The 13,684-nt window shown below is 73.5% G+C and carries 11 protein-coding genes; 6 read left to right on the forward strand and 5 right to left on the reverse strand.

Going from position 1 to position 13,684, the window contains the following annotated elements:
* The first annotated feature begins 77 nt into the window (after positions 1-77).
* Together ACIGZJ_RS17265 and ACIGZJ_RS17270 are read left to right on the forward strand one after the other, a co-directional pair.
* On the forward strand, positions 78-1,064 hold the full coding sequence (locus tag ACIGZJ_RS17265) for a TetR/AcrR family transcriptional regulator C-terminal domain-containing protein (protein WP_396457973.1): 987 nt from the start codon (positions 78-80) through the stop codon (positions 1,062-1,064).
* A gap of 440 nt (positions 1,065-1,504) precedes the next feature.
* Complete coding sequence (locus ACIGZJ_RS17270) at positions 1,505-2,098, forward strand: hypothetical protein (RefSeq protein ID WP_396457974.1); 594 nt, start codon at positions 1,505-1,507, stop codon at positions 2,096-2,098.
* A gap of 305 nt (positions 2,099-2,403) precedes the next feature.
* Here the strand turns inward: ACIGZJ_RS17270 and ACIGZJ_RS17275 are convergent, their stop codons facing one another.
* The 3 genes from ACIGZJ_RS17275 to ACIGZJ_RS17285 all read right to left on the reverse strand — a co-directional run bounded on the left by ACIGZJ_RS17275 (position 2,404) and on the right by ACIGZJ_RS17285 (position 4,735).
* A complete protein-coding gene (locus ACIGZJ_RS17275; RefSeq protein WP_396457975.1) occupies positions 2,404-3,063 on the reverse strand; it encodes a hypothetical protein in 660 nt (219 codons plus the stop codon).
* A 554-nt stretch (positions 3,064-3,617) separates the two neighbouring features.
* Positions 3,618-4,205 carry an SMI1/KNR4 family protein gene (locus ACIGZJ_RS17280; RefSeq protein ID WP_396457976.1) on the reverse strand — a complete coding sequence of 196 codons (588 nt, stop codon included), beginning with the start codon at positions 4,203-4,205 and terminating at the stop codon, positions 3,618-3,620.
* 17 nt (positions 4,206-4,222) lie between these two features.
* On the reverse strand, positions 4,223-4,735 hold the full coding sequence (locus ACIGZJ_RS17285; protein ID WP_396457977.1) for a hypothetical protein: 513 nt from the start codon (positions 4,733-4,735) through the stop codon (positions 4,223-4,225).
* A gap of 106 nt (positions 4,736-4,841) precedes the next feature.
* Here ACIGZJ_RS17285 and ACIGZJ_RS17290 point away from each other — a divergent pair, with 106 nt between their 5' ends.
* Both ACIGZJ_RS17290 and ACIGZJ_RS17295 read left to right on the forward strand, forming a co-directional pair.
* Entirely contained in the window at positions 4,842-5,420 is a 579-nt protein-coding gene (locus ACIGZJ_RS17290) for an ADP-ribosyltransferase (RefSeq protein ID WP_396457978.1), read from the forward strand.
* Positions 5,417-8,170: a hypothetical protein gene (locus ACIGZJ_RS17295; RefSeq protein ID WP_396457979.1), complete on the forward strand. Its 2,754-nt coding sequence runs from the start codon at positions 5,417-5,419 to the stop codon at positions 8,168-8,170. Before ACIGZJ_RS17290 ends, ACIGZJ_RS17295 begins: the two co-directional genes overlap by 4 nt.
* 604 nt (positions 8,171-8,774) lie before the next feature.
* On the opposite strand, the gene ACIGZJ_RS17300 is transcribed toward ACIGZJ_RS17295, so the two are convergent.
* Both ACIGZJ_RS17300 and ACIGZJ_RS17305 read right to left on the reverse strand, forming a co-directional pair.
* A complete protein-coding gene (locus ACIGZJ_RS17300) occupies positions 8,775-9,125 on the reverse strand; it encodes a hypothetical protein (RefSeq protein ID WP_392939513.1) in 351 nt (116 codons plus the stop codon).
* Positions 9,126-10,238: 1,113 nt separating this feature from the next.
* Positions 10,239-11,474 carry a lipase gene (locus ACIGZJ_RS17305; protein ID WP_396457980.1) on the reverse strand — a complete coding sequence of 412 codons (1,236 nt, stop codon included), beginning with the start codon at positions 11,472-11,474 and terminating at the stop codon, positions 10,239-10,241.
* Positions 11,475-11,685: 211 nt separating this feature from the next.
* Between ACIGZJ_RS17305 and ACIGZJ_RS17310 the strand changes: the two genes are divergently transcribed.
* A complete protein-coding gene (locus tag ACIGZJ_RS17310; RefSeq protein ID WP_396457981.1) occupies positions 11,686-12,939 on the forward strand; it encodes a sensor histidine kinase in 1,254 nt (417 codons plus the stop codon).
* Positions 12,936-13,640 (forward strand): response regulator, encoded by a 705-nt coding sequence (locus ACIGZJ_RS17315; RefSeq protein WP_396457982.1) that lies wholly within the window; start codon positions 12,936-12,938, stop codon positions 13,638-13,640. Before ACIGZJ_RS17310 ends, ACIGZJ_RS17315 begins: the two co-directional genes overlap by 4 nt.
* Positions 13,641-13,684 lie beyond the last annotated feature (44 nt).

A 13,684-nucleotide genomic window follows, 5' to 3' on the forward strand; every position in this document is an offset into this window, starting at 1 on the left:
TCCCCTGTGAAGTGCGAAATTGAGGAAGGAATCCTAGTGCACTAGGCTTCATGTACTAGTACACCAAGGAGCGCCTCATGTCCGCAGAGCCGCCGTACGTCAAGATCGCCGCCGAGCTGCGGCACCGCATCGGGACCGGCGAGCTGCGCCCGGGTGACCGGGTGCCCTCCACGCGGGCGCTCACCCAGCGGTGGGGGGTCGCCATGGCCACGGCGACCAAGGCACTGGCCGTCCTGCGGCAGGAGGGCCTGGTCCGAGGGGTGCCTGGGGTGGGCACCGTGGTCTGCGCCGTCCCCCGTGCGTCGCGGACGGAGGGGCCGGCGACGGGCCGACGGACGGACGGACCGCCGGAGGAGTCGACTGCGCGCCGGCGCCTGGTGCGGGCGGGGATCGCGATCGCCGACGCGGAGGGGGCGGCCGCGCTCACCATGCGGCGGCTGGCCGCCGAACTCGGCACCTCGGCGATGTCGCTGTACCGGCACGTGCAGAACCGGGACCAGCTCCTCGTGTTGATGGTCGACGCGGCCTACGCACAGGCGCACCTGCCCACCCCGGCTCCGCCCGACTGGCGGTCCCGCCTGGAGCTCTCGGCCCGGGCCCAGTGGCGGCTCTACCAGGAACACCCCTGGCTGGCGGCCACGATGAACCTCGCCCGCCCGCTGCTCGCCCCGAACGGCATGCGCCATGTCGAATGGGCCCTGGCGGCGCTGGAGGGCCTCGGCCTCGACGCCGGTGCCCGGATGCACGCGGCGGTCTCGCTCTTCGGGTTCGTCCGGGGCTGCGCGGTCGACCTCGCGGCGGAGCAGGAGGCGGGTCACGCCAGTGGTGTCAGCGGCGACCAGTGGATGCAGGTCCAGGAGGCCCGGATGGCCGCGCTGCTGTCGGACGGCACCTTCCCGGCGTTCACCGCCGCCCGTACCGACCCCGGCCTGGACCTGTCCGCCGAATCCCTGTTCACCTTCGGCCTCGACCGCCACCTCGACGGCTTGGCGGCCCTGATCGCCGCCGCGGGCGACCAGTCGAACTCCGGCGAGACGGGCAGCACGGTCGTCAATCCCCAGTGAGACTGGGGAAACCTCACCGAGACAGGACAGCCCTGGCGGGCCCTACCCCGAACCTCAGTCACTTCAGTCCCTGACAGGCCCCCGACCAGCACAGACACCCAGTGCCCAGACAACACAACGACAACAGGGGACGGCGGCACAGCCGGGTCGGGAGCAGCAGCCCTCGCCACCAGCCGGCCACTGCGGGGCCGCAGGCCGGACCGGCGCTCAGAGCGACGGGCGACACGGACGACACGGGTGGGGCGCACTGGCAGGCGCCGCCCGGGCCCGGTAGCCGCTGCCCAAGGCCGGACCCGGCCACCAGGAACGGCCGCCACCACTGACCCGTACCCACCGGGCACCGCAGCAGCAGGGAAGTCGGGCCCGGCGGCGGCGTGGGCGGCGCCCGGCGACGCGATATCGGCTTCGCGGGCGCCGGCGGCGCGTGGCAGCATGCCGCCATGGTGACGAGCGAGGCCCCCGCAACGGTGGACGAGGCAGTGCGTGAGCTCCGGGGGCTGGCCCACGAGTGGGTCGACGGCCGGCGCGCGGACCCGGACGTTCTGATCCAGGCCGCACTCCGCGCCCTGGTCGCCGAGGTCGACACACCGTCGCTGTGGCTCCTCGCCTGGCTGCTGGGTGGTGAGGAGGACCAGGCCTCGGAGCTGTTCGGCCAGGTGATGGACGAGCTCGGGTTCGGCTTCCACCCGCCCGAGGACTACTGGGAGGGCCGGCTGGCGCTCGCCCGCTGGTGGGCCGCCGAAATCGTCGGCGGATGGCTCGACCCCTTCGAGGGCGCCGAACTCATCATCGAGAACGTCGCAGAGGCTTACGGGCCGGCCGAGGAGTTGGCGCCCCTGGTCGACGCGCTGGAAGCCCTCTGGGACCGCGGGCCGCAGACGCCCCAGGACGAAGCCGTCACGTACGTGATCCGGGCCGCCCACGAACTCGTGGCCCGCATCCCGCCCCCTTCTTCCGCCCCTTCTTCCGCCCCTTCTGACAGCACGGCGGCGCCGACAGTGCCGCGGCCCGACCCGTGCAGGACCCGGCCGTAACTCCCGCGCGGTCGCCCGCCCACCGGCTGGTGGACGGCCGTCGAGGCCACCGCCGAACTGCTGGAGGGCTGGGGCCGCTTCGAGGAGGCGATCGAGATCACCCGGGCCCGGATGGCCATCGGGCACCCGCTGGCGCTGGAGTGCGCTGGGCTGCGGCGGGCCGGCCGCGCCGGGGTGATCCGGCCCAACGGGCGAGGACGGGAGGCGGGCGGGAGTTGCGTCACCAGTAGCCGATCACGTAACACCCCCACACCACCTGGCGGGCAGCAGCACACCAGGAGCCAAGGTTTCCTGGCGGCCGCCGGCTAATCGGTTCTCTCCGACGCGGGCCGCCCCAGCGCCTCGTAGCGGTCGGCCGGGCGCCGGCCCGGCCACCGCAGCCGGCGCTTGGCCGCGGGAAGCCTCACGCTGAGCCTCTCTCCCCCGGCGTCGACCCTGTGCTCGATGTCGAGTCTGCCCATCAGCCGCGGATCGTCCAGCAGCGCACCCATGATGCCGAACGACGGGGCGGTATTCCGGGCGAAGACGACCAGTTCCCCGGCTGCCCGCCTCCCCTCCTCGGCCGTCTGCACGCGGTGCGGGTCGCCGTATCCGAGGTCGTCCAGTGCGCGCACCAGATTGTCGGCACGCCCGTCGACGAGCTGCCAGATGTAGGTGATCCCCACCGGCCCCGTCAGGGCGAGCGCGCGGTGATGGCGCAGCATGCGCAGCCGGTGCTCGCCGAGCTCCCTGCGCACCGCAGCCCGCTCCTGCGGCACGGCATCGACGAGAAGGACGGCGGTACGTTCAAACGCGGCGGCGAGCGTCTCGGCCTCGGCGTAGACCGCCTCCCGCCTGTCGCGGGTCCTCGCGTCCTGCTCGGCTCTGTCGTGCCGCCGATTTGCCTGCATGGTGACGTACGTCCCGGCACACGCAACACCGGCCGACACCACCGAGGCGATCCCCGTGATGAACGCGGGCTCCATACCCCTCCTCACCGTGCGCACCCCTCCCCCGGGTCCGACGGCGCCGGGTACCGACAGCGCCACCCGCACCCCCAACCGGCTCCCTACCCACCACACGCCCGCCCACCGGTCCACACGGCACCAGCCAGGGCGATCCGGCGGTAGGCGCCGGAGACGGCCGCGTCGGCCCGCAACGGGAACCGGGGCACCGCCAGCGGATCGCACGTACAGATACGACTTGTTGCGCGGGCGGGTGAACCCCCGCCGATCCACTACCCCTTCCGAACGCCGGCCGCTAGGAAGACCAACGACCACCGCCGTCGACTCCCTGGAAGCGGACAGCTCCGATGCGAACCAGCGCCGTCCCGGCCGGCCTGCCGGGAGTCGCCGACGAGGACCCTGCCCACCCTCACCGTCTCGGCCGCACCGCGGCAGCGACAGCCCCAGAAGCGGGCCCAGCAATCGAACGGGAGCCGCGGAGCCCCGCAAAGGCCGTGACGGAACATTACGGGCCCTCGCGGCGCCCGCAGCAGGCCTGGCCGGCGCTCGCCCCCTTGGCGTGGGGTGCGGGGCGTCTACGACGGCCGCACCGGCCCGAACCGCTCCACCGGCTTCTCTCCGGAAGGCACGTGGAGGTCCGTCAGCACGATCGGGTTCGGGAAGTCCTGCCCGCTGTTCGGGCCTGCCATGTCCTCCCCCTGCAGGTAGCGGCGGAACCACTCGGCGAAGGTCAGGTCGTAACGGTAGAACTCGTCATCGGCCCCCACATAGACGACGATGCACCACCCGTACCGGGTGTCGGTACGGGCCAGGAAGACGGACTCCCCGTGCGCCGTCGACAGGACGGGAATCAGCCCGTCCGGGGCACCGAACCCCAAGGGCTCGCGAAACCCGGGGAAGTTCTCCTCCGAGAACTCGCAGTCCTCGTAGGCGACCACGGTCTCCCGCATGTAGACACCCAGGTTGCAGGCTGTCGTTGCGGGGTTGCTCAGCATGATCGAGTACCCGATCCGAATCGGCGCGTACAGCCCCGTCAGCTCCTTGAAGTCGCCTGGCAGCTCAACGCCCAGCTCCGCCTCGAGCTCACGCCAGCTCTCGTCCGACGCCCCGGGCCCACTGGGGAGCCCGATGACGGCCTGGACCTCATCCAGATGGTCGACCACAGCCGGTCTCCTCTCTCTCAACTTGGTCGCGGCGGCGGGTTGGTTCCTTGGATGACCTGCCAGCCGGAGCGCGGTGTGGCTGACACCAGGAGTTGAACTCCTGCGCCCCGGAGGGTCACGAGCGCGGTGTGGACGGGGTCGAGCTCCTCGACGGAACGGCAGTAGGCGAGGATCTTCGCCAGTTCCAGGTCGATGGCTTCTGCCGAGTCGCGGATGCGGTCGAAGCGGGCGCCGCGCAGTACCGGCCCGAGGTGACGCTCATCCCGGCACGCTACTGCCCGCTGCCCGGCCGGCGACCACCCGGTCGACCTGCTCAAGGGCCTGGTCGGCAGCGGCTGGGGCAACGACCCCTCCGAGGCGAGCGGCAAACTCGCCGGCAACTTCCTGATCGGCGCCGGCACCGGAGGCGGCGGTACCGCCGCCTCGGTCGCCGAACGCGAAGCAGCCGCCGTCGCCGAGAACGCCGCCAGGAAGGCCGCGCAGGAAGCGGCCGAGAAAGCCGGGCAGGAGGCCGCGGAGAAGGCGGCCAAGGAAGCCGCCGCGCCAGCTTTCCAGCCTCCCGTCCCGAAGGCACTCGAAGGCTACCTGCCGAAGAACTACGACTCCGCAGCGGCGGCGCTGCGCGACGCCCAGCAGGTGGAGGTGCGGGCAGCCGAGCGGGACCTCGCCTCGACGGCCCGCCACTACGACGACATCGATGCCAAGGAGTTCGGGGCCAGAACCTGGAACGACGTCGCGGAGCGGCTTCCGGCCGAGCAGAAGGACGCGGTCGCGAAGTACACGTGGGGCTCCGACGGCGAAATCAACGGGGCCCTGCGCGGCACGGGCCCGGCGACACCCGAGGCGAGTCGCCTGATTCCCCAGCTCGACAAGGCCGTCGAGGCCCAGAGGGTCCCCGAGAACATCGTCGTCGGACGCGGGACCGACCTGGGACACCTCGGCTTCGACAATCCCCAGGAGATGGTGGGCAGGAGCTTCACCGAGCAGGGATACATGTCCACCTCGGTCGGTGACATGCCCAGCATCTACGCCGGCAAGCAAGGCGTCCTGCACCTCGCGGTCCCCGAGGGCACACCCGGCCTGTGGGTGGAGAAGGTCGGCCGGGCGGGGAACTCCGAGCGCGAGCTGCTGCTCGGCCGGGGCCTGACCTGGCAGGTGGACCGCGTCGTCCAGGTAGGCAGTCAGTACCATGTCTTCGGCAGGGTCCTGCGATGACCCGTGAGGAAATCGAGCAACCGGTGAGCAACCCCGACATCAATCCACGCCTCGACGCGGACCTGGAATTCAAACCGGCCGGCTCACCGCCCCGGTACAACCGGACCACGGACAAGCCCGTCGACTTCTATGTCACGTTCTACGCGGACGAGCACCCGACCGGTCTGATCTGGTTCTGCGACGAGGACGAGGCGGCCGGGTACGAGTGGTGGCGCCAACTCCCCAACGAGAACGCCGCCATCTTCTGGACCGAGAAACTGTGGCGAGCCAAGGCCCGCGGCCTGACACCGTCCCAGGCCGTGCGCGAACTACTCACCGAACCCGGAACACGGCTGTCGGGCCGTATCCTGCCCGACTCGCACTCCGTGGCACCCAGCCTTACCTGGCTCGCCGAACTCGCGGCCCACGGCGTGCCGGTCGGAGATCCGGCCAGACCGAGCGGCTGGCGTCCCGATCCGCCCTTCGACGCCGGACAGGCCGAGGCCTCCCGCGCGGCCGGCGGCTGGCTCTACCACGTCGATGAGGGCCACGACCCGACCGGACGCATCCCCCCGCACGCCGTCGTCGGTGCTTGGCAGACCGACGCCCGCGGCCGCGCCCTGCGCTTCTGGCACAACCCCGCCTACCAGCAGGCCGCCCCGCCCCGCCCGGAGGAGAAGCAGATCGCTCCGGTGCCGCCGCTCGGGGCGGGTCGGCGCCCGGCCGGCCGGGCGCTGCTCGACTGGCTCGCCGACCCGACGGCGCCGCGGACGTGCCGCGTCGCCGGCGCCCCGGGCAGCGGCCGCACCCACCTGCTCCGCTGGCTCGCCGCCGCATGCCCACCCGGCAACCCGCGCACCGACCGACGCGTGCACGCCGTGCTGTCCGCGGCCGGCCTCACCGTCCGCAGCGCGACCTGGCTGCTCGCAGCGCAGCTCGGCCTGGCCGCAGGCACGCCCGGGGAACTACTGGCGGCGCTCCAGGACGGCATGCCCCGCACCGTGGTCGTCACCGACCTGGACCTGGCCGGCGACGGGCTGCCGAGGGACGCACCCGAGCGGATCGCCGCCGACCTGCTCGCCCCGCTGGCCCGAATCCCGTGGCTTCGGCTGCTGGTCGAGTGCGCCTCCGGCACTTCCGCCGCGGCCGCCCTGCACGCTGCCGACTCCCGCGCTGCCGTTCTCGACCTGGACGATCCCCGCTGGACCGACCGTGCCCGTTTCAACGCATGGTGCGAGGACCTCGGTGGAGCGGCGGTCGATACCGGCCGGGTGTATCCGAGCGCGGGCCTGGCCCATCTCGCCGCCCGCACCCCGGCCGGCCGGACCGGTGACCCCCTCGAAGCCTGGTGGAACGCCCTGCCCGGCGACGAACGGGCGGCCGTACACGCCCTGGCCGAAGCTGGACGACCCGTCAGCCTTGCCACCTGGGCTGCGCTGCCCGGGGCCGGCGGCGCAGGAACGGTCCACCGCGCAGCCGCCCGTCTGGTACCGCCCGCCGACAACGCGAACACCCTCTGGCGGGCACCGCGGGAGCTCGCCCGCCACATCGCCGCCGTCCACCCGCCGACGGACCACGCAGCCCTGGCACGGACAACCGCCGCCGCCGTCCCGCTGCTCGGCGACGGACGGCCCGACCTCGCCCAGGCCGACCCCGCCCTCCTGGGCATCGTCCTCCGGCACACCGTACTGGCGGGCCTCGCCGACCGGTTTCTGACCGACCCGGCTCTCCTGGTCCACACCGACCCGGCCGCCATCACCGCCGCGTTCGAGTACACCCAAGCACACGCAGGCACCGAGGACCCCGCGCACACCGTGTTCGCCGAGGCGTGGAATCTGGCAGGCCCGGTCTGTGTGACCGCCCCGACCACCGCCGAGCGCGCCGCTGCCCTGCACACCCACCTCGCCGGCCGCCACCGGCCGGCCGCCGACGTGCTCGCTGCGCTCTCCGGCCGGCAGCGGCGGGCCCGCTGGTCGTACCGGCCCGCCGCCGGCCGCATCGGCCACCTCGCCCGGGGGAACGGCCCCTACGCCGGGCACCTGGCGTACAGCGAGCACCTCCCGGACGCCACCACCGGCACCCTGCGCTTCATCGACCCTCACACCGGCACACCCAGCCCCGGGCCCGATCCGCAGCGGCTCCCCGACGGCCACCACGCCGTCCTGCTCGTCGGGGACGACGGCAGTCCGGTGCTGCTCGGCCGGGACGGCTCCGTGACAGCGGGGACCGCCGTGCCGCCAGGAGGAACGTCCGGCAGCCGCTTGGCCGAGGTTTTCGACGGCATCACCCGCCGCACGAGCGACGCCCTCACCGCCGCAGCAGTTGCAGAGGGAGCCGACGGCCAGGTACTCGCCATCGGCGACGACAACGGCCACCTGTCCTACATCCGCACCGAAGGCGGCCTCCTCACCAGCAGGCGCCCCCATCAAGGCCCGGTCACCGCCGTCGGCCTCACCCCCACTAGGGCCGGGCTCCTCCAGATCAGCGGCGGCGCCGACGGCACCGTCTGGCACTGGCACCATGGCGGCCCCGAACCCGTATGCATCGACGCCCGCCCCCGGCCCGTCCTCGCCGTGGCTGCTGCGGAGACCCCCACCGGCCTGCTCACCGCCACGGCCTGGGCCGACGGCCTCGTCCGGCTGCGTCACCCCGGCACCGCCGGCCCCACAGACTTTCAGCTCGGCCGCCCTGTCGTGGGCCTCACCGCAGGCCCGGACGGTCAGGTCTGCGTCGCCCTCCCCGACGCCGTAGTGGCGCTCGGCCCGGCCTGATCGCGCCCAGTACTACGACGGCCGACCAGCACCGCACCGTCCGTCGCCCGCGCCTAAGGGTTGCCCTAATTGATCTTCGCGGGGCCGGGACGGCGTTGCCCGATCGTCGGCGGATTGCTCATGCGGTCTGGAGGAGGTTGTAGAGGCAGTTTCTTGGGGGCTTCCGGCTTGGGTTCCTGTGGGCGCGTGGGGGTTTTAACTGACCCGCATTTCACCTCGCACCTACCCGGCCCGGGGTTCTTCGGCCCCTTCGGCCCATTTGGCTCCTCAGGGTCATTATCCGGACCCTTTTGGGGTTCCTCTCTGGTGTCGGGGCGTCGCCGGTTCCGATCTCGGGCGTCAGCCTTTACCCCAACCTGCTTGTCAGCCGATCCCGTCCGGCCCCGCGTGCCAGGCGCAGCGGGGCCGGACTGCGGGGCGGAGGACCATCAGATCCCCCGCCCTGTCTGCTACCCAAGCCCACAACAGCATGGCGGCGGCGGACCACGACGGGCCCACCTGCCCAGCAGGCCCCCAGCGGCGGCCCCTCCGGCAACCCCGACGACGGGCACGGCGCCAGGCCCAGCCCGACAAGGCTGGCAAGGCTGGTAAGGGGCTGTCGGGGTCAGTAGCCCTCGCGTACCTCGAAGGCGCCACTGTCCCAGTACACGGACGGCTCGTCGGCCTCGCTCGGCCAGTCGCTCTGCAGATGGCGGCGGCCGTGTCCCAGGGCCCCGACCCGGTGCGAGCTCAGCCGTCCCGCCATCAGGTCGTCCGCCTCAGCGTCCGTGATCGGCAGCACGGTCCGGTACTGCGCGTCCCTCGAGGCGACCCAGTCGACGTACTCGGTGAAGACGCTCACGAAGGCCTGCGAACAGAGGCCGCAGCGCTGGACGGAGACGATGAAGTGCGAGTCGTCCTGAATCATCCTCTCGACCCGGACCCCGGTGCGGCTCTGGTGGTGCGCCCGCGCCACCACGGCATCCTCCGCACAGCACGCTGCACACCCGAAACCCGCGGACTCCATCACGTCACCCCCCATGAACGCGCCCCCCTTCGACCGTGGTCCACATGCTACTTGGGCCCCCGGGGCCGATCTCCGCGGTCCTCCGCCCCGGGGCAACCCCTCCGTCCGGGGCCTGTCTCGCCGGACTGTCGCGCCCAGACCATACACAGGGGAACGCAGGTATCCGCGCAGGTCACAGCACTCGACAGCCCCCCGCGACAGGCTCCGGGCACCGGCGCTCACGGGGTTCGGTTCTTCACCGGGTAGAGCGCGGCGTGCCGCACCCTGACCTGCCACGTGACACGCGCACCGCACCCCCGGTTTCGGCCACGGGTCACAGGCACCAGGGGATTCCGGGCCCGGCCCGGGTGTGGAGCCGAGGAGGAACGCCGTGAGTGGTGCGGGTACGACCGCTGAGGAGCGGCTTGAGCGGTTGCAGGGCCTGCTGTCGGGGGCCCGGGGTGAGACGGGTACTGGCTGGACCGCTGGAACGCGCTGTCGACGAGCCCGGTCGAGTCCTAGGCCGTGTCTGACAATTCGCGTCGGATCAGCGCGCGGCGTTGGGCGCCCGGCTGGGCGTGCCGGCGGAGCGGCCTCGTACTGGGTCGTACTTGGCCGATTCGCCGGTGCGTCCAGGCGGGATGCCCGGCGTCGCGCGCCCGGCGGGAATTGTCAGACACGGCCTAGCACCTGCGCGGCATCAACCGGTGCTACCGGGCGCGGCGGGTGATGTACGAATGGGTCTGGCCCGGCCAGTGGGACAAGCACCTCTACGGGGGCGGGTACTGACGGCACGCACAGCGCGAGGCGCCGGCCACCTTGTGGTGACCGGCGCCTCGCGGTTCGTCGGAACCGGCTGCGCCGCACGACGGGTCGGACGGGCTGGGCCTGTTCGCGTTCCGTCTCGGCTGCTTGATCCTCCTGGCCCTGGTTCTCAGCGGCATGTGGATGCTGGTCCACGAACTGGCGTCCTCCTGAGTCGGCGGCGGCGGGCCCAGACCGGCCGGGCGGGGCAGATGTGCGGCACGACCGGAGCAGGTCGGATCCCGCCGGCAGCGGGGTGCGGGACCGCTGCTGCGGGGGTCAGCGGCGGCGGACGATCTCCGGGAAGAGCGGGGACGGGCTGTCGAGGAGCGTGGTCGGGCGGTGGCGCAGGTGGAGGTCGAAGAAGGCGGCGAGGTAGGCGCGTTGGGCCGCGACGGCGCGGGAGCCGTCGATGCTGCCGAGGAGCTGGTCCAGTTGCTCGTCGGGCCAGGTGAGAACCGGGCGGGCGGCAGGCAGCAGGACCGCGAAGTCGCTGAAGGAGAGGTGGCCGGAGCCGCTCAGGGTGAACTGTCGGCGCCAGGAGGTGAGCCGTGGCCAGAGCGCGTCCCACATCGCGTCGCGGGCGGGGCGGACGTCGGAGGCGCCGATGAGCAGCAGCGGGCGGGCCAGGCCGTCGGTGGCGGCGGTGCCGAAGACCGGGCCGTCGAGGGTGACGCCGGCGAGGACGCGCGGTTCGTCGTGCAGGGTCTGGACGGCGGTTGCGCCTCCCATGGAGTGGCCCAGTATGCCGACCGCGGTGAGGTCGAGTGCCCCGCCGAGGCCGGATGGCAGCTCCCGCCGCTCGGCGTCGGGGTTGCCGCCGGCCGCGAGGTCGGTGAGGCGGTCCAGGACGAAGCGGGTGTCGGTGGTGCGGTAGGCGACGATCTCGTCGTCGGTCATGGCGTGTACGGCGGGGGTGTTTCGGACCTCCAGCCGCCCGTCGGGACCGCCGGGGAAGAGCACTTCTCCGGCGTCGAAGGTGTGGTCGATCCCGACGACCACGTACCCGCGTGACGCGAGGTCCTCGGCCTCCGCCGTGCCGAAGGAGCGGTCGCCGCGCGAGCCGGGCGAGTACAGCACGACGGGGCGGCGGCCGGTGCGGTCGGCGGGCGCGTCCCGGAGGGAGTGGGTGAGCGGCCAGACGAGGTGCCCCGGGGTGGTACCGAGGAAGTCGGACTCCAGCTGGGCCTGCTCGGCGGTGCCGGTCCAGGGCGCGCGGGGTCGGCCGGACGAGCCGCAGCCGGCGGCCGGGTACCAGAGCTGCACCATCAGTTCCCGGGGGCGGGGGGTGGGCGCCCACAGGTCGGTGCGGTGCTGGTCCACGAGGTGCAGCGCGGTGGTTGCGACGGGGTGCGGGCCGGTGGGCGCGGGCAGGGAGAGGCGGATGGGTACGGGAGCGGTCGTGCCGGGTGGGGCGGGCGAGGCGGCCTGCACGGCCGGGGCGGTGGCGACGAGTGCGCCGGCGGTCAGCACGGCGGCGAGCGTCGCAAGGACCGGGCGGTGGCGGATGGTCATCCGGACTCCTTCGTGGGGTTCTTCGTGGGGTTCTTCGTGGGGTTCTTCGTGGGGTGCTCATGCCCCTGTCGCCCGGTCCCCGCAGAGGTGGGGGCGGGGACCGGGGTGGTTGCGCCTCCACAGTGGCCGGCCCGGCCGGCCGCCGCGTCCCGCTACGGGCATACGCCCCTGGGCGGATGTCCGACGACCGACCCGTGGCTAGCCTTGCCGCGTGGAGATCGCCGAGCCGTTCGCCGCTGCCCCGCCGCCGGCGCCGACCCCGTGGACCCGCCGGCCGGCCCACTGGGCCCTGGCCGACGCCCTGGCCGCGCTGGCCGGTACCGCCGTGACCGGCGCCCGCGTACTTGCGGCGGTCCGCGAGTTCGACCCGCACGGGCGCGGCAATCCGCCGCCCGAGGCCGCGGCCCTTCCCGTGGCACTGCTCGCCGTTGCGGTGCTCGGCAGCGCGCTCGCGCTGCGCCGTCGGAGCCCGGCCGTGGCGTGCGGGCTCGCGGTGGCGGCCTGGGTCGGCCTGCTCGCCGCCTGTCGGCAGCCGGCGATCGGGCTGGTCGTGGGGTTCTGGGCGGTGCTGGTAGGCCTGCTGGTGGCCTACACGGCGGCGGCCCACGACCGGCGGACCGGCCGGATGGCTCTCGGCGCCGCGGCTCTCGGCTGGACGGTCACCCTGGCGGCACCGGGCGAGGTCCGGGGAAACGTCCTGCTCGCGGTGGTCGGGCAGTCGGCCGCCTGGGCGGCGGGCGACGCCGTGCGGCGCCACCGGGTGCACGCGGCTGCCGCCGCTGCGGACCGTGCGGCGCTGAGGCGTGCCGCACGGGACGGCGAACGCATGCGCCTGGCCCGGGAGGTGCACGACATCGTCGCGCACAGCCTCGGAGTGGTGAGCGTGCAGGCGGGTTTCGGCCAGTACGCGCTGGAGCACCGGCCGCAGGAAGCCGCCGCCGCGCTGGCCGCCATCCGCACGGTGAGCGCGGAAGCCCTGCGGGAGACCCGGGCGCTGCTCGCCGTCCTGCGCGAGGATGCCGGGCCGGTGCCCGCCGTCCCGCCGCCGGCGCCGGCCCTGGCGGTGTCGGACCTGGAACGGCTGGCGGCCCGGACGGCGGCGGCCGGGGTCGCCGTGGACATCCGGGTACGCGGTCCCGAACGTGAACTTCCCCCCGGCGTGGGCCTGTCGGGGTACCGGGTGGTCCAGGAGGCGCTGGCGAACGTGGTGCGCCACGCGGGCGCGGCGCGGGCCCGGGTGGAGGTGGAGTACCGGGACGGCGAGGTGTGGCTGGAGGTCACCGACGACGGCCGCGGCAGCGCCGGTCCCCGGGATCCGTCCGGCGTACCGGGCGGCGGCACCGGCCTGGCGGGCATGCGCGAGCGCGTCGCGCCGTACGGGGGGTGGTGCACCGCCGGCCCGCTGCCGGGCGGCGGGTTCCGGGTGACGGCCGGCCTGCCGCTGGCCGAGGCGGCTGGGCGGTGACCGTTCGGGTGCTGGTCGCCGACGACCAGACACTCGTCCGCGCCGGATTCGTCGGCATCCTCCGGCTCGCCCCGGGGTTCGCCGTCGCAGGGGAGGCCGCGGACGGTGCAGAAGCGGTGGAACTGGCCTGTCGGGAGCGGCCCGACGTGGTGCTGATGGACATTCGGATGCCCGGTCTGGACGGCATCGAGGCGACCCGCCGGATCACCACCGGCCCATCCGGCAGCCGGGTGCTGATCCTCACCACCTTCGAGCTGGACGAGTACGTGCGCGGCACGCTGCGCGCGGGGGCGAGCGGTTTCCTCCTGAAGGACGCGGAACCGGCCGAGCTGCTGGCCGCGACCCGTGCGGTCGCCGCGGGCGGGGCCGCGCTCGCGCCCACCGTCGCCCGCCGCCTGATCACAGACCTCCTCGCCGCCGGCCCGAACGACCGGCCGAGAACGGGGCCCTCCGCCGGCACGACCGCTTTCCCCGACCCCACCCGGGAACGGGCCCGCACCGCCGTGGCGGCTCTCACCGCCCGGGAACGCGAGGTACTCGCCCTCGTCGGCGACGGTCTCACCAACCCGGAGATCGCCGCCCTCCTACGCATCACCGAGGGCACCGCCAAGACCCACATCTCCCGCCTGCTCCACAAGCTGGCCGCCCGCGACCGCGTCCGCCTCACCATCCTCGCCCACCGCGCCGGGCTCTCCCGCTGAGTGTCCGTCCCGCTGCCACCGCCCGCTCGCTGTACGGCCGTTGC

It is taken from the genome of Kitasatospora sp. NPDC052868, from assembly GCF_044547105.1.
GTDB lineage: Bacteria > Actinomycetota > Actinomycetes > Streptomycetales > Streptomycetaceae > Kitasatospora.